Source organism: Treponema putidum, from assembly GCF_000755145.1.
In the GTDB taxonomy this organism is placed as follows: domain Bacteria; phylum Spirochaetota; class Spirochaetia; order Treponematales; family Treponemataceae; genus Treponema_B; species Treponema_B putidum.
Map to the genome: position 1 here is coordinate 1937811 of NZ_CP009228.1, position 19873 is coordinate 1957683.

Sequence of the window (19873 nt, forward strand, 5' to 3'; positions counted from 1 at the left end):
AATGTTTGAAAATCTCATAGATCAAGAAGCTGGTCTTAGGCTCATTCAAGATATACAACAAAAAAAACTTCCGCCTTCGATTTTGTTTTCGGGGCCTGAGTGTTCAGGAAAACTGACCGCAGCCCTTGAGCTTGCCCGTTCCGTTTCTTGTACGGGAACAGGAAATTGGACTTGTACTTGTTCTTCATGCTTAAGACAAAAAGAAATGATTTCTCCCGATGTTCTTATTTTAGGAGCACGGGACCACAGCCCCGAAATAAAGGCTGCCTGCGAGACCTTATTAAAAACAAAAACCATTTCTTCGCGATATTTATTTTTGCGGGCTATTAGAAAACTTACCTCCCGATTCGATTCCCGTCTTTGGGATACGGATGAAACAAAATTCGTCAAAGCCGCTCCCGTCATTGCAGAGATTGAAGAGCTTCTAGCCGATCTATGCTCCTGCCCTATCGAAACTATAGATGACAAGGTGCTTAACAAAACTGCGGAAGCTCTTGTCTTAAAAGCCGCAAAACTTCAAGATGAATGTATGTACGATACTATTCCCATAAATCAGGTTAGAAAGGCTTCATCATGGGTACGCCTAATGCCTTCGGGAATAAAAAAAGTATTGATTGTTGAAAATGCCGATAAAATGCAGGAAGGCGCAAGAAATGCCTTTTTAAAAATTTTGGAAGAGCCGCCTTCTTATGCGGTTTTTGTTTTAACTACGGCTCACCGTGGCGCGATTATGCCGACAATACTATCAAGAGTCCGCACTTATACTTTTAAAGAAAGAGAAAAAAAATCCCAAGAAGAAGTTATAAGACGGGTTTTTAAAGGAGAACCTTGTCATGAGCCCTTCGGTAAGTTTAATCTTTTAAGCTCTTACCTTTACGGTTTTTTACCGGTGAGTTTCCTGACAATTCAAAATGCTGCATCCTTATTTTATGAATATATTTTTTTGCTCATAGACAGGCAAAATAAAATTCTTCCTTCAGCTCTTTATAATTCAATCTCAAATTACAAAAATAAAAATAAGTATGACAATTCAAATTGCACGATCGCAAACATCGTAAATCTTTTAAATAAATGTAAGCCGCATACGATTTATATTTTATTCTTAAACAGCCTTTTATTTTTTTTACAAGACGGATTAAAAAATGAAGTATGTTCGGCATTGGAAGTTGAGTCTTATTTTAAAATAACGGTATTGATAAAAAGAGCCGAAGCCGGTGTAGATATTTTTAATATTTCACCTCAAGCTGCTTTAGAAAACTTGGCAGAACAAATTAAGGAAAAACTTATATGAGAGAATTTATGAGAAGGGGAATACAAAAGTCCTCAAGTATGAATGAAGCTCAACTTAGAACTTTTGTCAAATTAATGGCAAGCGAATATTCTCTTTTGGACTCTATGATGGACTCACTAAATGACGGAGTTGTAGTTGCCGACTCGGAGAATAAAATAGTAAAATCCAACAGAGCTGCTGAACGTATTTTGGAAAGTCATTTAAGCGATAATCAAGAAAAAAACGTTTGGGAGTATATAAACTCGTCTGATATTTCAGAATTTGTAGCTTCGGTTATTCAAAATGAAAGCGGGCAAACTTCAAAAGAGTTTAATCTAAAAGCCGATAAGCCCGAAAGTAAAAATAAATATATTGAAGTTTCGGTTCTTCCCTTGGTAAACGAAAAAAAATTCAAGGTACGATAATTATGATTGCGGATATTACCGAAAAAAGAATTGAAGAAATTAAAACCCGCCGCCTTGAAAGTCTTGCAAGTCTAACAAATGTGGCAGCCGCCGTTGCTCATGAAATAAAAAATCCTCTTGCCGCAATCAGTATTCATTTACAGCTTTTAAAGAAAAATTTTACAGCCTGTAATTTATCGATAAACCAAAAAGCTCAAAAACATATAGATGTTATTGAAGAAGAAATTGAAAGACTCAATAAAATCGTGGTGGATTTTTTATTTGCCGTGCGCCCATTAAAATTCGAATTTGTTCCCGTAGATATAAATGTTTTATTAAAAAATTTATACGATACATTTTTTGACGAGTTTAATGACAGCGGTATAACTATTTCTCTTAGTTTTTCAAAGGATATGCCTAAGATTCAAGGTGATGAAAGATTCTTGCGGCAGGCATTTATGAATGTATTAACTAATGCAAAAGCCGCAATGCCAGGCGGCGGCTTTTTGGATATATCGACAAAAGCAGTAAACGATTTTATTGTTGTAATCATTTCGGATTCCGGGCAGGGTATCTTACCCGAAGATATGCATAAAATTTTCGAACCTTATTTTACAACGAAGCATGACGGAACAGGTTTGGGGCTGACCATGACTTATAAGGTCATAAAAGAACATGGAGGAGACATAAACGTTTATTCCGATTACGGTATGGGAACAAGTTTTAAATTTTCACTGCCCATAGAGCGAAAGGGTTCACAGCTTTTACTCTCCGATAAAACTTCAGATTTTGATGCGGTAAAGGATATAAAATGAAATTTAATATTTTGATTATTGATGATGAAAAAAATATTCGTGAAGGCCTTGCGATGGCCTTGGAAGATGAGGGGTATGGAGTAATTACTGCCGATAACGGAAGAACAGGTTTGGATATTGCCTTAAAAGAAGAAGTCGATCTTGTAATTACCGATTTAAAAATGCCTGAAATCAGCGGTGAAGAAGTCTTACGTGAAGTTATTTCAAAAACCCCCGGAGTTCCCGTAATTGTTTTAACCGGCCACGGCACGGTAGAAACTGCTGTTGAAGCCATGAGAATGGGAGCCTACGATTTTTTAACCAAGCCCTTGGATTTGGAACGTCTTTTTCTTTTAGTAAAAAGGGCCTTACAAAACAGAGCTCTTGTTCTTCAAAACCGTGCTCTTTTACACGATATTGAAACCAAACAAAGTTTTGAAAATATTATAGGCAAAAGTCCTCTTATGGAAAAGGTTTTTGAAAATATAAAAAAAGTTGCTCCTACAAAGGCAAGCGTCTTAATTACCGGAGAAACGGGAGTTGGAAAAGAACTGATAGCTCGGGCTATTCATAATCTTTCAAACCGCAAGGATAAGCCCTTTGTACAAGTCCACTGTGCTTCCTTTGCCGAGAGCCTTTTGGAATCCGAACTTTTCGGCCATGAAAAAGGGGCATTTACAGGAGCCGTACAACGCAGCCGAGGCCGTTTTGAGATTGCAAACGGGGGGTCTCTTTTTTTGGATGAAATAGGCGAAATCAACCAAATGATACAGGTAAAACTCTTGCGTGTTCTTCAAGAAAAAAAGTTTGAGAGGGTAGGAGGTACTGAAACTATTAGCATAGATACAAGGATAATTGCCGCAACAAACAGGGATCTGGTAGAGGAAATAAAAAAAGGAAATTTTAGAGAAGACCTTTACTTTAGATTGAATGTTGTTCATATTCACGTGCCTCCCTTACGCGAACGCAAAGAAGATATTCCTCTTTTGGCCGCTGCCTTTATAAAAGAATTTGCCGAGGAGAACGATAAAAAAATAGATTCTATTGAACCGCGTGCAAGGACTGCAATTTATAATTATGAATGGCCTGGAAATATAAGGCAGCTTCAAAACTGTATTCAAAGTGCCGTTGTAATGAGCTCCGATAATGTAATTCATTTTGACGACTTGCCGGCAAGTTTACGCGAAAAAGCCGAGCCTTCTTCAATCCGTATACCTATGGGAGTAAATATGGCCGAAGCCGAAAAGCAAATTATTTTACAGACTCTTGCAAACCAAAATAACAATAAATCAAAGACAGCCGATATTTTGGGAATAGGCAGAAGAACCCTCCATCGAAAACTTGATGAGTATGAGGCGGAGATTAAAGATGATACTTCCCGAATGTTGGAAGAAAAAGAAAATCAATCCAAAAAGGAAAAATCGAATGGCAAAAAATAAATACAGCGAACCCGATTATTGGTCAAAAAAAGCTTTTGCCGAAAATTATCCTGCGCGTTCCGTATACAAACTTGAAGAGATGAATAAAAAATTTAATCTTTTTTCTCCTAATGATAAGGTACTGGATTTGGGAGCGGCTCCCGGAAGCTGGACCGTCTATGTTTTGCGCTTTTTAAATAAGGAGGGAAGGGTAACTGCCGTCGATTTAAAGCCTCTGGATTCTTCAGTCTATGATGAGAGGCTTAATTTTTTTCAAGGCGATATGTTCGATAAGGGAATCATAAAATCGGTAAAAGAATTGGGTCCTTATGATGCGGTTATCTGCGATGCAGCTCCTTCAACAACAGGAAACAAAACCGTTGATACGGCGCGTTCTTCAGGTTTGGTAGAGCTTGCGCTTTATTATGCTCAAGAGCAGCTAAAACAAGGCGGTTCTTTTGTCGTAAAGATATTTCAAGGAGGAGATCAACAGATTCACTTAAATAACTTAAGGAAATGTTTTAAGACGGCAAGAGCCTTTAAGCCGGAAGCATGCCGCAGTTCAAGTTTTGAAACCTATTTAATAGGTTTGGATTTTAAGGGTTAGAATCTTCCTTGCTGATTATTTTATCGATTATAATATTTATCTGAATAATCAATATACCCGTGTACCGCTCTATCTGTTCGATTATATATTTTTGGAGCTGATTGATTTTTCCGGTCAGCTGAGTTCCGAAAGGAATATCAACAGTTATGTCAAGTCTGTATCCGCTTTCTTCTTTTTTGATGTTGAGTTTTTTGATAACCACTTCTTTATCGTACTCTTTAAGACAATTAAATACCATTTGAGTTAAAGCGGATTCGGATATTTCAACTGTGCCGACTTTTGAGAATTCCGGACGGACTACGGATTTTTCAAAAAGTTTTGATTGTTCGGTTCCTACGAAGGGCGTTTTTTTCTTTTTGAAAAAAAGCCTTATCTTATCATAAAATATTTTCGGATAGTTTCTTTGAACTTCCAATGAAGGAACAGGTATTACATGCTTACCTTCAACACGCCTTGACCTCATGGCCGTTTCGATTTCTTCTCTGCTTGCAATGTCTTCAATTTTAATTATTTTTTGAGGCTGCGGAATTTGAAGACGGGCGGCAATCTTGTTTACCATTTTTTCGGAAGTTCCCAATATTAAAATCTTTTTAAAACTATGGGATTGCAAAGCCTTTGCCGCCCCGTCTCTATGTTTTTTATCGTCAAATAAGGCAACCTTTACGGCAGCTAAAAAAGTTTTTTCTCTTTTTGCAGATTGACCTGCAATTATCTTATCGTTATAGATTAAAAGCCCGTCATCGATGATAAGCTTGATGCCGTATTTTTCGGCAAGAAGTTGAGCTCTAAAACTCTTTCCCGTTCCGCTTTCACCGACAAGGGCATAAACTGAAGTACCTTTAATCTTCCGTAAAATTTTTTTTAAAAGTCTTTTTAAATCAAACATCGGCTCTTAGTTTCGTTCCGATAAAGTTAAGTTTAAATCAACAAGATTTTTTCCTCTGATAATTTTAACCTTTACCGTTTCACCGGGTTTTTTATCCTCCAGTACCGAATAATAATCGGTTATATTATTTATCTTTTGTCCGTCTATTTCGACAATGACATCTCCGCCTATGTAAAAGACGGAACTGTATCTGCCCATTCCCGAACGTACCGCTTCATTCCCTCCGCGAAGGCCTGCCTTTGCCGCATTGCCTCCTTTTTTTACTTCGGAAACAAGGAGGCCGTAAGAAACGGGAAGTTTTGCATAAGAGGCAAGCCTTCCGGAAACTTGAACCAATTCCGCATCGATAGAACCGCGGATAACCTTTCCGTATTTTAAGATATCGGCAACTACTCTTTTAGCGGTATTTACAGGAACTGCAAAACCGATACCGGCCGAGCTTCCCGATGTGGAATAAATCATGGTGTTTATTCCTATCATTCTTCCTTGTGTATCTAAAAGAGGTCCGCCTGAGTTGCCGGGGTTAATTGCCGTATCGGTTTGAATCATATTTTTGATGATGATATTTTTATCGTTTTGAATCGGGCGCTTCAGTGCCGAAACGATTCCGTCTGTAAGAGTTCTTTCAAGCCCGAATGGGTTTCCTATAGCTAAAACTCTTTGGCCGACTTTTAAATTGGCTGAGTCTCCGAATTTTATTACAGTAAGTTTTATATTTTTAGGCGGGTCAAATTTTAAAACCGCCAAATCGTTTTCGGCATCTGTTCCTACTACTTTTGCCTCATATTGACTTCCGTCATAAAGAGAAATAAAAATTTTCGAGGCTTCTGCAATTACATGTGTATTGGTCAGTACTAGGCCGCTTTCGTCGATTATTGAGCCCGAACCTGAACCGCCTTCGACGGGAACGGGTTCAAAAAACCAGTTTACTCCCATAGTTTCTGTGGTTATGTTTACGACAGCTTCATTGGTCGATTCGTATACCTGAATATTCTGCGATTCGGCAGGACTATAGCTCATATAACCTGTTTCATTTGAAATACTTAAGGCCGCCGTGTTTCCATGCTGCATATTTAAATTTTGCGAATTTTCCGTCTGAGCAAATCCGCCTTCTACATTTTCTTCAAAACCGGCAAGGCTCGCTGAGGTTTCGTTTTGAATTTCATTCAAGCTGCCGTTTCCCTTATTAAGTTTTATACCGGCAAAAAAACCGGCACTTGCAAAAATAACCGCTGCAATAAGCGAAAATGCTAATGTTTGTCTTCTACTGTAAAGTTTCATAATGCTTAAAATTCTCCTATAATTATAGTCTATTAAAAATACCCCCTATTTGTCAAGCGTGGATGTAAAAATCTCATCGCGTGTCTATTTTATATTGGATTTAAGATGAGGCAAATCTGGCACTATACGAATAAATGATACTGTGATATAATGGACTAAAAATGGGAGCTGTTTATGTCTGCTGGTGAAATACCTATTGGCGAAATTGCTTTGCAAATAGTCCTTTCCGTTGGAATTATCGTTATTGTTGCAAAGTACCTCGGCCTTCTTGCAAAAAAACTGAATATTCCGCAAGTTGCGGGTGAAATTGTTGCAGGGCTTTTATTACGCTGCCTGCCTTTTTTCCGTAATTTCGGCGGAGTTGAACCGAACATTATCTATGCCGAAACCAATCAGTTTATCGGATATATGTCTGAAATCGGCGTTATCCTGATTATGTTCTCTGCCGGATTGGGTACTAATTTAAAATCACTTGTTGCATCCGGTATCAAATCCACAGTGATCGCTGCCTGCGGCGTTATCGTCCCATTGGTTTTAGGTACGGCTATGGCCTTAGTTTTTTGGGGCTTCGACGGTTTTGGAACACCCGTATTTTATCAAGCCCTATTCATCGGGACTATTTTGACGGCAACTTCGGTGAGCATTACCATTGCTGCATTGAAAGAGCTGGGAAAGATAAATTCGGAAGTCGGACAAACAATTATCAGTGCCGCAATCATCGATGATGTCTTAGGCATTATTGCATTAACGGTTGTACTCGGTGCAAGTTCCGGTAAGGGCGACTATCTCGGACTTATTATAAAAACGGCAGCGTTCTTTGCCGCTTCGCTGGCAGCGGGGTATGTGATTTACCGAATCTTCAAATGGTATGATAAAAGGCATCCTCATACCCACCGTATTTCGATTTACGGGCTAGGGCTTGCCTTGATTTTTGCCTATTGTACCGAACGATTTTTCGGTATTGCCGATATTACCGGTGCCTATGTTGCAGGGGTTGTATTATGCAACTTGCATGATGCTTCCTATATGGAAAAGAAAATAGACATAAATTCGTATATGTTTTTTAGCCCTATCTTTTTTACCTCTATCGGACTTAAAACGGACTTTAGCGGATTGAATATGAGCTTACTATGGTTTTCATTAGCCTTTGTGCTCGTAGGTTGTATCAGCAAAATAATCGGCTGCGGCGGTTCGGCATTGGCGCTGGGCTTTAAGCGTCAGGAATCGCTCCGGATAGGGCTTGGAATGATGGTGCGCGGTGAAGTAGCCCTCATCGTAGCTCAAAAGGGACTTGCGGCCGGGATGGTTAAAGCTGAATACTTTGCACCGGTCATTTTACTGATTATTGTTTCCTCTATGATTGCGCCTATTTTGTTGGGCAAAGCATTTTCTGATAGGTCCGTTGCACCTCCAATGAAGGAGCAGGTATAGAATCTTGCCTTCAATCCGCCTTGATCTAATTGTAGCTTTGATTTCTTATTTTAAAATACGCCCTATTTGTCAAGCGTGGATTGAAAATTCTTCCGTTTTTTGATATACTAGTCACATGTCTGTAGTTTCTCTTGTATTCCAGATGCTTGGAAGTTTAGGTTTAATCTTATACGGAATGAAGATGATGAGTGACGGTATTCAAAAAAGTGCCGGCGAAAGTTTACACCGTACGCTCAATTTTATGACGGGAAACAGATTTTTAGCTGTTTTGACGGGTATAGTTGTTACCGGCATTGTTCAATCCTCCGGTGCTACAACCGTTATGACCGTTTCATTTGTCAATGCAGGGATGTTGAGTCTTCAACAGGCTATAGGCGTAATTTTCGGTGCAAACATAGGTACGACCGTTACTGCATGGATAGTTTCACTTCTCGGTTTTAAATTTTCTATAGCAAGCATAGCCATTCCCGCCTTCGGAATAGGCTATTTTTTAACTTTTTTTAAAAAGCTTAAAAAAGACAATCTGGGTGAGGCCATCATGGGCTTCGGCCTCCTTTTTACAGGCTTGGACTTTTTGGCTTCCGCCGTTCCGAATATTTCGGGTGAACAGATTGCTCTTTTTTCTCTTTTTAGACAGACAGGAATTCATAGTATTATAATTGGTGTTATCCTCGGTTTGGTGCTTACCGTTTTTCTCCATTCGTCGAGTGCGACAACTGCGGTTCTTTTGACGATGGCTCATACCGGAGTTGTCGGCTGGGAATTTTCTGCGGCTGTAATTTTGGGAAGTAACGTAGGTTCTACCGTAGATGCGGTATTGGCCTCAATAGGAACAAAGCTCAATGCGAGAAGGGCTGCGGCCGTACACGTTTTGTTTAATGTTGCAGGCAGCGTTTTTACATTGGCTTTTTTTACGCCGTTTTTATCTTTAGTGGATTTTATTTGTCCTTCAAACAGTCTTATGACTAAAATTGCAGTTTTTCATACCTCATTCAATGTAATAAATACAATTGTAGCTTTGCCGTTTGTAAATCAAATCGCAAAATTTGTGTGCTGGCTTATTAAACCCAGAGAAAATGAAGAGCCTGCCCGCTATGTTCTTGCATTTCAAGCACCAAGCATGAAAGAAAATACGGAGGCTTACGTGCTTAGGGCCGAGGTTGAAATTCTTAAAATGTCCAATATTGTGAGGGAAATGTTCAGTCTCTTACGTTCTATTTTAAGTAAAGAGGAAAATGTTTCAAGAGAATTTGTGATAAAGCAGTTGACCGAAAAAGAAGATTATACCGATCAGATGCAGGAAGAGCTTTCCGTATACCTTATTAAAACTTCTCAGCTTTCTTTATCCGAAAAAAACAGAAAGAATGTACGCCTTATGCTCGGTATTGTAGACGATATAGAAAATATGACCGATCAGATTTTTGAGTTAGGTCTTTTTATAAACCGAAGTATAGAATTAAAGATGCCCATCAGTCAAGACGATATGGATAAACTTTTGCCCTATATGGGAATTGTAAATCAGTTTATTCATTTTGTTCACGAGCACTTAAATAAACCTCTTGCAGCGGAACAGCTGGCAATGGCTCATGAAATGGAAGAATCCATCGATGCGATGAGACAACACTTAAAGCATCTTGCCCGTACCCGTTTGGAAAAAGGTGCAAACGTAAAGGCCGAGCTTTTATACATCGATATGGTACGCAACTTGGAAAAAATAGGAGATTTTGCTTTTAGTATTTCCCGTGCCCTTGCCGAAACCGAATAAGAATTTTATTGGTATTTTTTCAATGAGTAGTAGTTTAGCTCTTTACCACCTACTCCTTACAATACAATTCTGTCGTTGTCTTGTCTTTTTAGCTTGCCTTCTTTTTCGAGAAGGTTTAGAATCGGAAGAATGTATTTGCGGGAAAGGCCGGTTACTTCCCGTGCGTCGGCTATCGAAATTTTATCCCCTGTTTTGTATTTTGCAAATAAGGAATTTACGGTTTTTTGTAAAAATCCGTATGGTAGTGTAAAAAATTTTCAAGGCAGATTAGCTTACCTAATTTTATCAGGTCTCTGGCTTCTTTTCGGGCTTGAGGAAGTTTTATCTTGTCTATTTCGATGCCTTCAAAGCCCGCCTTAAAGGCTGCATCCAAAAGGGCCTTTGCATTTTTAGAAATATCGTCGCCCGTTCTTCCTCTAAGTTTATAAATATGAGCTTCTTTTTCCAGCTTTTTTTCATCGCAAAGTTTTTTTAATACTGTAGTTTTTACTCTTTGCGGAACAGGTAAGTCCACTTCTTCAAGGGTAAAGCCTGCCTGACTTTCTTGAGCCGTTTTTAAAATTTTATTTTCCCAAAACTCAAGCCGCTTTTTTAAAAAACGCCAAGCTCCATACTCAATGACTTCATTCTTATCCGATGTGAGATCTTGGGTTTTGATTTTAGTATCCTCGACAAAGCCTTCAATGTTAAATTTGTAGCTGTGAATGGAAGGAAGTTCCTTATCCCTGTAAACCTCAAAGGCTTCCTTAAACTGTATTCTTTTATAGCTTGGAAAACTTGCGAGCACTCTGGCCGAGGCTAGAATTTCGCTTCCGCCGTGCCTTATTAAAACGGATCTTTGATTCCAAGCTGAAGCAATAGGTTCTTCTAAAGAAAGACGGCCCAAGCTCCTGTCGAATTGGTTTAAGTGAATGCTGCCTATTGCATGAGCACTTCCGAGGGCTATTTCAATTTCGGCATGATTTTTAAAGCCCCCTTCCTTGTTTGTAAATACCTCATCGATTCGTACTAAAAGTTCTTTTCCGCTTAAGACAAAATTTGAATCCTTTTCAGCTAAGAGCATTCCTCTTTCAAGATTTGTTTTTTCTCCCAGCTTTAAGTTGAGGGCTGTCCGCGTGCCTGGGTCTATTTTTTCCACATCCTTATGATGGTTTTGTATCGATTTAATTCTACATTCTTCATTTGAAGGATATATCTGCAAGCTGTCGCCCGTATGCAGACCTTTTCCTCTTAATGTTCCGGTAACGGTGGTTCCTATGCCTTTTAGGACAAAGACCCTGTCTACATATAAAAAGGGAGTAGGCGGGCTTTGTTTTTTTGATGAAGAAAGAAGTTTTGTAATTTCGGCTTTGAGTTCCTCGATTCCGCTTCCAGTAAGGGAAGATACGGCAACGGCAGGAAGTTTTCTTCCAATTATTTTTTCGCATTGGGCATTGGCATCTTCGATTAGAAGTTCAAGCATGTCCTTTTCTGCAAGGTCCGATTTTGTGATTACAAGAAGAATGGAGTCTATCTTCATGGCCTTCAGTACACGCAAATGATCGGAGGACATCTGCATCCAGCCGTCATCGGCTGCCACGATTAAAAGAGCCGCATCCAAGCCCCATGTGCCTGCAACCATGTTGCGGATAAAGCGTTCATGGCCGGGAACATCGACTATGCCGACAGTACCGTGAACAGGATCTTCAAGCGAAGCAAAGCCGAGCTCTATGGTCATCCCCCGCTTTTTTTCTTCAGGCAGATGGCTGGTTTCAATTCCTGTAAGCCTCTTTACCAAGGCAGTCTTTCCGTGATCCACATGTCCCGCTGTTCCCAAAATATACGGCATTCTTTCCTCCAATCAATATTTATCGTATTTGAGTATTTTAGCATAACTAAGGGATTAGGGGAAGTGGGAGATGAGTTATGCGTGTACTTGACAAGCCGATTTTTTTGTATTACACGTGTAATACGGAGGCTGCCATGACAACAGTAAGACTGCCGGTTGAGTATGAACAAAAGATTAATTTTCTATCTATCGTAAAGAAAAAGAATAAAAGCGATTTAATAAAAGAAGCTCTTGATATGTTATTCCGCAATGAAGAAATGGAAATTGATTCATATGAGCTGGGAAAAGAATATTTCGGCAAATACGGTAGCGGAAACTCAAATCTATCGGTTTCTTATAAGCAAAAAATCAAGGAGAAAATAAATGCTAAATACCGTCCTCATTGATACAGGTCCCCTTATTGCTTTGTTTGATAAAGACGATAAATATCATTTAAGTGTTATAGACTTTATCAAAGACGGTAATTATAGATTTGTATCAACCATTGCAGTATTAACCGAAGTAATGTATATGCTTGATTTTAATAGACCTGTTCGATAACCTTTTCAAAACAATAGCAATCGGTTATAATATATTGGGTGATAAAAATGAACAATGAGGAGGATGAGGATGATAAAACAAGTGCTTTTAAAAGAAAATGACGGATTTTATGGGATTTGGTATCCGAATTCCAAGAGAGAAAGTCATTGCGGTATGATACTCATGATTGGTGATTCTTCGGACGGCAGGATGGTTTGCGCCGGGGTAAAATGGGTGCATGGGCAAGGACTTCATGCGCTTTCCCTTTCGCCAGAGAAAAAGGATCTCGGTCGACACAATTATCCGCTCGAATCCGTGGGAAAGGCGATTGAATTCCTTCGAACTCAAGGCTGTGAGAAAATCGGAATTTGCGGGGTATCTGCAACGGGGATAACTGTTCTTCTTGCAGCATCTTATTATTCGGACATCCGTCTTACCATAGCAATGACTCCTGCGGATTTTGTCATGGAGGGGTATTATAGGGACGGTGCGGACGGCGTTCACGAGCGACCGGGAGATCATGAATCTTCCGTGTCATGGGAGGGAAAACCTTTGCCGTATTTGCCTTATGCTTACAGACATCCGGAGTATTGGAAAAAAATTAAAGAAGAGTCCAAAGCGGGCGGTGATTTGATTGCGGCTCGAAAGATGTTTGAGGAATCGGAACGTCGTCATCCCGTCACCGAAGAAGAAACGATTAAAATTGAACGTATTCACGGAAAGGTGGTCTGTATCGGAGCGGAAGATGACGTTTTGTGGGATACCTGCAAATATATTCAAAGAATGCAGCGGAGACTGGAACGGCTCCCACACAACTGTGATTTTGAGGCATTGACTTATGAACACGGTACACATTTTGTGTTTCCGGAGTCCATGTTGAAGCGGATATTTCCGATCGGTTCGGGCCTTCTCCTTCGACTCATGTTCAAGGCGGCACGAGAATATCCGAAGGAATGTAAAGAGACAAGGTTGGATATTGACAGGAGACTTATGCGGATAATCAGTAAATGGTCAAACGAAAAATAAAAGAAAAGCCATTACTTCCCGACTTAATGACATCGGTCTTTAACCGAGGCTGTCGATTTTTTAATTGAATGGATGGTTGACAACGAATATCTTTTATGGCATAATATCGTCGGCACTCATTAAGAAGGAGTGCTAACAATAAAGAGGGGTGAATAAAGATGGAAAAAAAACAGTTTCAAGAGAATCTCCGAATTAATAAATAAATATTCCGACAGGCCAATGGATTTTGCAGCTGCAACATTGGTAGCCGCAGCAGAAGAGCGAGAAATCAATCGGATAATCAGTATAGATTCGGATTTTGATATTTACCGTCTGCACGGTAAATTAAAGATAGAAAATATATTTAAAAAGAGATTGAAATAAGCTCCCACAATTACATATCATATTCTTTGAACTTATAACTAAATGTTCAGCTTCTTTAAAATCTTTTTTGTTGTATGTTATTATAAAAACTTACTGTTAGAATGAATCGCAAGTTCTAATATGTGATCATCATGAGAATCTTTTAAATATGGTTTCCGCAAATAAAAAAGTTTTATCTTCTTTCCGATACAACAAAGGCTTGAATTTGAGAATTTTTAGGGAGAAAAATTTAAAAATTTATAAATTTATAGTCAAATATTTTTTGCAATTTAGCTATTGTCTTTAGGGTCGGATTTGTCTTTTTAGGATTCTCTAAATTCTGATATTGCTGATATGATATATTGAGTTTATCTGCTACTTCAATTTGTGTTTTATTTCCTCGGTTTTTACGCAGCATAATAGCAAATGCAATATTAGGTTCAACTTCAACAGCATATTTAGAGATAAAATTGGGAAGCGGTATTTTGATTCCACGCGATGTTTCACTTTCTAAAACTCCGTTTAATGCTTCTCCGGCCATTTCTAAGGCTTCTTTTTTTGTATTGCCGAAAGTAAAGACATGCGGCAGATCAGGAAAAGCAACATAATAAACTCCGTCTTCTTTTTTTAATGTACAGCAGTATTTCATAATCACTCCTTAATTCCGGCAAGGCGGAAAATATTTTTTACAGTGCCTATCGGTAAGTCTTTGTTTCCGTGAACAGGTACAGGAATAGTTTTGTCATCTTTAATAAAGATATGATGTGAACCTTTTATTCTATCAATAGTCCATCCATTTTTCTTTAATATTTTGGTTATTTCTCTACCTGTCATATTTAAATAATACAATATATAAGTTGTGTTGTCAAGGTATGAGAATAAATTTAGAAGAATTACAAAATGCCCTTAAAGCAAAATTACAGATTGGGGTGTAGACAAATTAAATTGCGGAGGCACTGTGAATGAAAAATGCCGTTATATATACACGGGAGTATCTTTCCTATGTTAGAAAAAATCCTATAACTTGGGACATTTCTACCGCTATTCTTTACGGTAAAAAATATGATATAATCTCTTTAAAAGCTATGACTGATTTTGCAAATAAAATACATGCAGATTTAACGGTTTTTGATGATGGCGAACATTGGTTTCATACGGAAGAACAAATGAATTTTTTAGATAATTGGTTTAAAAAATTTATTTGCTGATTTACGGTTTCTTAATTCAAGGAGAAAAAATATGATTAACATAAGAATAGCAGACCATAAGGATGCCGAACAGGTTGCTCTTATTGCAGAAAAAACATTCAGAGAAACTTTTGGCGCATTTAATACAAAAGAAGATATGGACGAACACTGCAAAAAAAGTTACGGTGCGGAAATTCAGCAAGGCGAAATTGCCGACACAAACAAATGCACTCTTGTCTGCGGAGAGGATAACAAAATCATCGGTTATGCACAAATCAATTGGAACAAGAGTTTTGAAGTCATTCATGGTAGTCCTCAGGCGGAAATACAGCGGATTTATATCGCAAAAGACAGGCACGGAACGGGTGCTGCACAGGAACTTATGCGGGTTATTATCGGTATGGTAAGGCAGCGGAAGATTCGGCATGTCTGGCTCGGCGTGTGGGAAAAAAATCCGCGTGCGATCGCATTTTACAAAAAGTTCGGCTTTGTAGAAACCGGCGAACACGTTTTTTTACTCGGTAGCGACCCGCAGCGGGACATTATTTTGCACAAGGCTTTGGAAGAGTGAATCAGCAGCGGATATCTAACGGAAAGAGCCTTTTACTTGTACCACACGCTAATCAAAAACGTTTACATCTCCACAACGATTTTTCCGTTTACCTTACCGCCGTCACATGCTGCGCAGGCTAGGCTAATATCGCGGAACGCAAAGCGCTCTCCTATAAGCGGCTGCAAGTTATGTTTTGTTAAAAAGCTGAAAATCGAATCGATGTCGGCTTGTACGGGAAAATTGCTATGAAATCCGGTCAGATACACACCGGCGGGAATTTCTTTTATAGGATTAAAACCTTCCATCTCAAACACGCCGCCGAGTACGCCCGTATTGCACACAATTCCTCCTGCGGTCATGCACCACATGGTATCCCGCAAGGTTTTACAGCCTACCAGTTCCAGCGCTTTGGTAAAGCGGCTTTTATATGTTTCGCTTAAATTGCCGGTATCCAAGATACACTCATCGGCACCGGCATCTTGCAGCAGTTGCAGTTTGCTTTCACGGTGTGTTGTCGCTGAAACACGGCAGCCGAGTGCTTTTGCAATTTGGATTGTCGCATAGCCGAGTGCACAGGTGCCGCCGCGGATTAAGAGCGTGTCGTCTTTTTGTAAACGCAGGCAGTGGAACAGCGAACCCCATGCGGTAAAATATGTTTCGGGAACGGCGGCAATATCCGTCCATGCCATATCGGACTGTATTGCAAAAACATGGTGGGTAGGAAGCAGGGCGTATTCTGCATAGCTGCCGTTGAAGCTGCGTCCCATGCCGCCCATCAGAGCAACCACTTTTTGTCCGGCGGAAAAAGACGAATCGGAAGCGTCGGCTATTTCGCCGGCGCACTCGATTCCGGGTATAATAGTTTTTTGTATGTAGTCATGTTTAATTTCAAACTGCCGTAGAATTTGTTCGGAATGATTGAGTCCGAACGCATGGATTTTTACCAGCACCCATCCGCTTTTTACGGCGGGTACGGGAACATCGGTTAGCATAATCTCGTCTGCAGCGGCCGGTTTAGTCAACACAACGGCTTTCATAGTATGGGGTATGGTATTCATCATAAACTCCTTGAAGTATGGGTATTATTAAAAACTAAAATTTTTAGAAATTCTCTATGAAAATTAAAATGCTAAAAAATTTTTTCCTCATGTAACTTTTTTCCAGCATTGGGGATCGGTGGCGTAGAAATCTCCGCCGCAGCTTCCGCTCGCAACGGCAGGGCATCCGCGGCAGTACGGGAGCAGTTCGCATTTTGAGCACTTGCTGAATTTTCCGTAGTCGCGATAAGCTTCCATTCGTGTTCCTGTCCATACATCACTCAGCCGGTCGGTATAGGCATTTCCTACACAGCTGTTTGCAACTCGGCGGCAGGCGTAAATATCGCCGGTAGGTAAAATGGTGATATGACAGTTTCCGCAGTTGCAGCCGCCGTAAATAATCAATTCATCCTGATTGGACGAAGTACCGTTATGTGCAGGAGTGTTAGGGGGCAATGTTAATCGGCCGTGTTCATAGTCGAAAAGCGTCCATAGGTGATCTTTTCTATTAAAATAGGTTTTGCAGTCCCGGTTTTCATAAGCGGTGTAGATATCATCAATCTTTTCAAGAAAATCCCGGTACCGTTCAGGAGCGATATACCAATCGCTTTCTTCGTTGCCCTTGCCGTCACTTGTAGGAACATACCTTGCAAACGCATACACCTGTGCTTCGGCAGCGACAACGGCATCGATTATCGCCGGAATTTCATCGATGTTTGTACCGCTGACTGTTGTCATAATCACACTTGTTATGCCGGCATCATTGATAACTTTGATTTTTTCCAGAGTTGTTTTAAAACTGCCAGGTTTTCTGAACCAATCATGCGTGTGCTCCATACCGTCGATACTCATCTGATATTTATCGCATCCGTACTCACGCATTTTCTTACATACGGCATCCGTCAGATGGAAGGGATTTCCCATAAGGGTAAAAGGAATGTCATGGGCTTTCATAAGCGAAAGCAAATCCCAAAAGTGAGGATGCAGAATCGGATCACCGCCTGTGATATAAAAATAGGGAAGACGATTGAATGTTTTGCAAAATTCCAACGCATTATAAAAAACATGCTCCATCCGTTCACGGTTCATCGTTACTAAAGCGGGATGTCCTTCCGCAAAGATATAGCAATGTTTACAGCGTTGGTCGCATTCGTCGGTGATATGCCACTGAAAGGCAAAATACTGTTGAGCCATGGTAGTAAAAAAAACGGACAGCAGCGAAAAATCTACCGTCCGCTCTAGTCTACAAATGGATTATTTTCCGCCTGCTCCGCAAGCAGAACCGCATGCTGCGGGTTTCTTTTTGGGGTCTGCCGGTTTTTCAGCCCCGCAAGCAGAACCGCACGCTGCGGGTTTCTTTTTGGGGTCTGCCGGTTTTTCAGCTCCACAAGCAGAACCGCATGCCGCAGGCTTTTTTTCCGGTTTTGCAGGTTTTTCTGCCCCGCATGCAGAGCCGCACGAAGATCCCTTTTCGGGACTTGCGGTTGTTTGATTCCAATCAGCCAAGTTTGAAAGTGCCATATTAGCCTCCATTACAAAGTATTATATGAATAATATAGGGTAATTCGAAAAATAATGCAAGAACGCACTTTTTTGTAACCGCCTATTTGGCTATATACTCTTTATAATAATTCCCCCATTTCTGCATTTCGGTGAGGAGAGGGCGTAGGGTTTCTCCTAAAGGAGAAAGCGAGTACTCAACTACTTTCAGCGGCTCACTTTGAATTTCACACCGGATGATAATGCCGTCATCTTCCATTGAGCGTAGACTTTCCGTCAGAACTTTTTGGCTTATGCCGTTAAGGTCTCTCTTTAGTTCATTAAACCGCCAAGGTCTGACAAGCAAGTCCCTGATGATAAACAGTTTCCACTTACTGCCGAGTATTTGTAACGTTGTTGCTACGGGGCAGTCAGGTAAATCTTCTTTCTTTTTCATATCCCTGCCTTTTTCAAATTTGTGATTATCTTTCTTCGGATTTTTATCATGCTGTAAAAGTTAAACGAAATGCTCTGTTTTAGCGCCTCTTTTATGCATTTAGTTTAACTATTGCTTGCACAGGGCAATTTTCGTAGCAGCTGCCGCAGTGGAGGCAATGCTCTTGTTGGATAACAAAGGGTTGGCCCTCCGTAATGCAGTTTTGAGGACAGTTTTGTGTACATGTTCCGCATTCGATACAGGAATCCGTTATGGTGTATCCCTTTGCCGTGATTTTACCGCTGCCGATCACATAGCTTTCTCTGAAAATCGGATTTACGCCAAGATTAAAATATTCAATACTCGTATTGCGGATTTCAAATATAATTCCGATATCCCGTGTGTTTCCGGGGTAGACATTGGAAAGATAGGGCTGCTCTGAAAAAATTGTGTCAATCCAATATTTTTGTTTATCTTGCTCCGCCGGCACGGCCTTTGCCGACAGACGGATCATCTCTTTATATCTTGTATAGCCGAGAATTTGTACCCTGCCATCAGAAAGCAATTCTTTGCAAAAATCCTTTCCTCTGGCAGTAAAAAAATACAACGCATCCGGCTCATAATGAATGGCACTGATATTGCGTACCTGCGGATTTCCGTTGTCATCTACGGTTGCAAAGGCAAGCACACCTACATATTCTAACTTTTCCAAACAAGTTTTTGCATCCATAATTTCTCCTTGTAATTATTTTAAAATAATTTCATACATAAAACAAGAACGCACTTTTTTGTAACCGCCTATTTGCCTGTCATTCTTTATAGATGACATCTAAAAACCTCAGTTTTTACAGATGCCCTATAATACATATCTCATTTACGCATTTTTGTGCAAAAACTAAGCCGCAGTTTACATAAAAGTACATCTGATTTTTATAAGGTTCAATTTCATTTCTCCTTAGGTTTTGTTTATACCATAAACCGGCAGGAGGAACAAGCCTGCTTATATCTCAACAACATGCTGGTGCTGACGGATAAAGACTGCGGCTATTGGATTAAAAACAAAGGCGAATAAATCTAAGACAAACATCGAAAAATTGAGGCTTTTAGATGTTTGTTTCCTTTAAAAATTTTCCCATTGGAATAAAATTATCGGCAATATAAAATCCTGATTTTTTATAGAAATGTATATGTGCTTTATCATTCACACTTGATAGTTCTATAAGTGTGACACCATTTATTTTAACAATATCTTCCATGGCTTTTATTAGTGATGTGCCGTATCCTTTATTTTGATGGTTTGTGTCTATTACTATTTCATCTAAAAAATATGCTAATAAATCATCGAATTGTTTATAATATCCTAAAATAAAACCTATCAATAATTCTTCTTTATACATACCCAGACACATTGAATCGCTAATCGTAATAAGTTGAGAGATTCTTTTACAGGCCTTTTCTTTTGTCCAGCAGCCGTTTTCAATGTTATTATAGTAGTTAATATAAATTTGCGTTATACTGTTAATATCTTCAATCGTTAATTTTTTATATTCCAAATAAGACCTCATTAAGTTCAAAATAATTATTTGGTATTCTACATAAGTCCGGCACTT

Annotated in this window: 18 protein-coding genes and 5 pseudogenes; 12 read left to right on the forward strand and 11 right to left on the reverse strand. The window is 39.6% G+C overall.

What is annotated here, in order from left to right; all coding sequences use genetic code 11:
- Position 1 precedes the first annotated feature (1 nt).
- The 4 genes and pseudogenes from JO40_RS08780 (at position 2) to JO40_RS08795 (ending at position 4493) form a co-directional block, all read left to right on the forward strand.
- The gene (locus tag JO40_RS08780) at positions 2–1291 is read left to right on the forward strand and encodes a DNA polymerase III subunit gamma/tau (protein WP_044979011.1); all 1290 of its coding nucleotides are present in this window, start codon (positions 2–4) and stop codon (positions 1289–1291) included.
- Positions 1288–2489: pseudogene (locus JO40_RS08785) on the forward strand (two-component system sensor histidine kinase NtrB). The gene JO40_RS08780 and the pseudogene JO40_RS08785 overlap by 4 nt, the downstream one beginning before the upstream one ends.
- A complete protein-coding gene (locus tag JO40_RS08790; protein WP_044979012.1) occupies positions 2486–3907 on the forward strand; it encodes a sigma-54-dependent transcriptional regulator in 1422 nt (473 codons plus the stop codon). Before JO40_RS08785 ends, JO40_RS08790 begins: the two are co-directional and overlap by 4 nt.
- Positions 3894–4493 (forward strand): SAM-dependent methyltransferase, encoded by a 600-nt coding sequence (locus tag JO40_RS08795; RefSeq protein ID WP_044979013.1) that lies wholly within the window; start codon positions 3894–3896, stop codon positions 4491–4493. Before JO40_RS08790 ends, JO40_RS08795 begins: the two co-directional genes overlap by 14 nt.
- On the opposite strand, the gene JO40_RS08800 is transcribed toward JO40_RS08795, so the two are convergent.
- Entirely contained in the window at positions 4483–5379 is an 897-nt protein-coding gene (locus JO40_RS08800) for a P-loop NTPase family protein (protein WP_044979014.1), read from the reverse strand. The genes JO40_RS08795 and JO40_RS08800 overlap by 11 nt on opposite strands.
- A 6-nt stretch (positions 5380–5385) precedes the next feature.
- Positions 5386–6660: a S1C family serine protease gene (locus JO40_RS08805; RefSeq protein ID WP_044979015.1), complete on the reverse strand. Its 1275-nt coding sequence runs from the start codon at positions 6658–6660 to the stop codon at positions 5386–5388.
- A gap of 174 nt (positions 6661–6834) precedes the next feature.
- Between JO40_RS08805 and JO40_RS08810 the strand changes: the two genes are divergently transcribed.
- Complete coding sequence (locus JO40_RS08810; RefSeq protein ID WP_044979016.1) at positions 6835–8091, forward strand: cation:proton antiporter; 1257 nt, start codon at positions 6835–6837, stop codon at positions 8089–8091.
- Between the two features lie 115 nt (positions 8092–8206).
- Positions 8207–9856: a Na/Pi cotransporter family protein gene (locus JO40_RS08815; RefSeq protein WP_044979017.1), complete on the forward strand. Its 1650-nt coding sequence runs from the start codon at positions 8207–8209 to the stop codon at positions 9854–9856.
- A gap of 56 nt (positions 9857–9912) precedes the next feature.
- Here JO40_RS08815 and selB read toward each other — a convergent pair.
- Positions 9913–11684: pseudogene (selB, locus tag JO40_RS08820) on the reverse strand (selenocysteine-specific translation elongation factor).
- 134 nt (positions 11685–11818) lie between these two features.
- Here selB and JO40_RS08825 point away from each other — a divergent pair.
- The 4 genes and pseudogenes from JO40_RS08825 to JO40_RS15250 form a co-directional block, all read left to right on the forward strand.
- Entirely contained in the window at positions 11819–12070 is a 252-nt protein-coding gene (locus JO40_RS08825) for a hypothetical protein (RefSeq protein WP_044979770.1), read from the forward strand.
- A pseudogene (locus tag JO40_RS08830) lies at positions 12048–12221 on the forward strand (pilus assembly protein); the annotation flags it as partial. The gene JO40_RS08825 and the pseudogene JO40_RS08830, both read left to right, overlap by 23 nt.
- Before the next feature lie 57 nt (positions 12222–12278).
- Positions 12279–13229: an acyl-CoA thioester hydrolase/BAAT C-terminal domain-containing protein gene (locus JO40_RS08835; RefSeq protein WP_245608825.1), complete on the forward strand. Its 951-nt coding sequence runs from the start codon at positions 12279–12281 to the stop codon at positions 13227–13229.
- 165 nt (positions 13230–13394) lie between these two features.
- Positions 13395–13592 (forward strand): annotated as a pseudogene (locus tag JO40_RS15250) (pilus assembly protein); the annotation flags it as partial.
- Between the two features lie 229 nt (positions 13593–13821).
- On the opposite strand, the gene JO40_RS08845 reads toward JO40_RS15250, so the two are convergent.
- The gene (locus tag JO40_RS08845) at positions 13822–14220 is read right to left on the reverse strand and encodes a type II toxin-antitoxin system HicB family antitoxin (RefSeq protein WP_044979019.1); all 399 of its coding nucleotides are present in this window, start codon (positions 14218–14220) and stop codon (positions 13822–13824) included.
- A 2-nt stretch (positions 14221–14222) separates the two neighbouring features.
- On the reverse strand, positions 14223–14405 hold the full coding sequence (locus tag JO40_RS08850) for a type II toxin-antitoxin system HicA family toxin (protein ID WP_044979020.1): 183 nt from the start codon (positions 14403–14405) through the stop codon (positions 14223–14225).
- 155 nt (positions 14406–14560) lie between these two features.
- Between JO40_RS08850 and JO40_RS08855 the strand changes: the two are divergent.
- Both JO40_RS08855 and JO40_RS08860 read left to right on the forward strand, forming a co-directional pair.
- Positions 14561–14779, forward strand: a pseudogene (locus tag JO40_RS08855) (alpha/beta hydrolase); the annotation flags it as partial.
- Between the two features lie 31 nt (positions 14780–14810).
- The gene (locus tag JO40_RS08860; protein ID WP_044979021.1) at positions 14811–15329 is read left to right on the forward strand and encodes a GNAT family N-acetyltransferase; all 519 of its coding nucleotides are present in this window, start codon (positions 14811–14813) and stop codon (positions 15327–15329) included.
- 62 nt (positions 15330–15391) lie between these two features.
- On the opposite strand, the gene JO40_RS08865 is transcribed toward JO40_RS08860, so the two are convergent.
- The 6 genes from JO40_RS08865 to JO40_RS08890 form a co-directional block, all read right to left on the reverse strand.
- Positions 15392–16372, reverse strand: a complete 981-nt coding sequence (locus JO40_RS08865) for an alcohol dehydrogenase catalytic domain-containing protein (protein WP_245608827.1) — start codon at positions 16370–16372, stop codon at positions 15392–15394.
- Between the two features lie 84 nt (positions 16373–16456).
- Positions 16457–17542, reverse strand: coding sequence for a radical SAM/SPASM domain protein, ACGX system (gene acgM / locus JO40_RS08870; protein WP_044979022.1), 1086 nt, complete (start codon positions 17540–17542; stop codon positions 16457–16459).
- 60 nt (positions 17543–17602) lie between these two features.
- Complete coding sequence (gene acgA, locus JO40_RS08875; RefSeq protein ID WP_044979023.1) at positions 17603–17869, reverse strand: ACGX-repeat peptide; 267 nt, start codon at positions 17867–17869, stop codon at positions 17603–17605.
- Between the two features lie 82 nt (positions 17870–17951).
- Positions 17952–18284 carry a winged helix-turn-helix transcriptional regulator gene (locus tag JO40_RS08880; protein ID WP_044979024.1) on the reverse strand — a complete coding sequence of 111 codons (333 nt, stop codon included), beginning with the start codon at positions 18282–18284 and terminating at the stop codon, positions 17952–17954.
- A 91-nt stretch (positions 18285–18375) separates the two neighbouring features.
- Positions 18376–18993 (reverse strand): 4Fe-4S binding protein, encoded by a 618-nt coding sequence (locus JO40_RS08885; RefSeq protein WP_044979025.1) that lies wholly within the window; start codon positions 18991–18993, stop codon positions 18376–18378.
- Between the two features lie 373 nt (positions 18994–19366).
- Positions 19367–19816, reverse strand: a complete 450-nt coding sequence (locus tag JO40_RS08890) for a GNAT family N-acetyltransferase (RefSeq protein ID WP_049992354.1) — start codon at positions 19814–19816, stop codon at positions 19367–19369.
- Between the last annotated feature and the right edge of the window lie 57 nt (positions 19817–19873).

Coding starts and splice junctions, on each gene's coding strand:
- JO40_RS08780 (WP_044979011.1), top strand. CDS start 2: ATGTTTGAAAATCTCATAGATCAAGAAGCTGGTCTTAGGCTCATTCAA.
- JO40_RS08790 (WP_044979012.1), top strand. CDS start 2,486: ATGAAATTTAATATTTTGATTATTGATGATGAAAAAAATATTCGTGAA.
- JO40_RS08795 (WP_044979013.1), top strand. CDS start 3,894: ATGGCAAAAAATAAATACAGCGAACCCGATTATTGGTCAAAAAAAGCT.
- JO40_RS08800 (WP_044979014.1), bottom strand. CDS start 5,379: ATGTTTGATTTAAAAAGACTTTTAAAAAAAATTTTACGGAAGATTAAA.
- JO40_RS08805 (WP_044979015.1), bottom strand. CDS start 6,660: ATGAAACTTTACAGTAGAAGACAAACATTAGCATTTTCGCTTATTGCA.
- JO40_RS08810 (WP_044979016.1), top strand. CDS start 6,835: ATGTCTGCTGGTGAAATACCTATTGGCGAAATTGCTTTGCAAATAGTC.
- JO40_RS08815 (WP_044979017.1), top strand. CDS start 8,207: ATGTCTGTAGTTTCTCTTGTATTCCAGATGCTTGGAAGTTTAGGTTTA.
- JO40_RS08825 (WP_044979770.1), top strand. CDS start 11,819: ATGACAACAGTAAGACTGCCGGTTGAGTATGAACAAAAGATTAATTTT.
- JO40_RS08835 (WP_245608825.1), top strand. CDS start 12,279: ATGAGGAGGATGAGGATGATAAAACAAGTGCTTTTAAAAGAAAATGAC.
- JO40_RS08845 (WP_044979019.1), bottom strand. CDS start 14,220: ATGAAATACTGCTGTACATTAAAAAAAGAAGACGGAGTTTATTATGTT.
- JO40_RS08850 (WP_044979020.1), bottom strand. CDS start 14,405: ATGACAGGTAGAGAAATAACCAAAATATTAAAGAAAAATGGATGGACT.
- JO40_RS08860 (WP_044979021.1), top strand. CDS start 14,811: ATGATTAACATAAGAATAGCAGACCATAAGGATGCCGAACAGGTTGCT.
- JO40_RS08865 (WP_245608827.1), bottom strand. CDS start 16,372: ATGATGAATACCATACCCCATACTATGAAAGCCGTTGTGTTGACTAAA.
- acgM (WP_044979022.1), bottom strand. CDS start 17,542: ATGGCTCAACAGTATTTTGCCTTTCAGTGGCATATCACCGACGAATGC.
- acgA (WP_044979023.1), bottom strand. CDS start 17,869: ATGGCACTTTCAAACTTGGCTGATTGGAATCAAACAACCGCAAGTCCC.
- JO40_RS08880 (WP_044979024.1), bottom strand. CDS start 18,284: ATGAAAAAGAAAGAAGATTTACCTGACTGCCCCGTAGCAACAACGTTA.
- JO40_RS08885 (WP_044979025.1), bottom strand. CDS start 18,993: ATGGATGCAAAAACTTGTTTGGAAAAGTTAGAATATGTAGGTGTGCTT.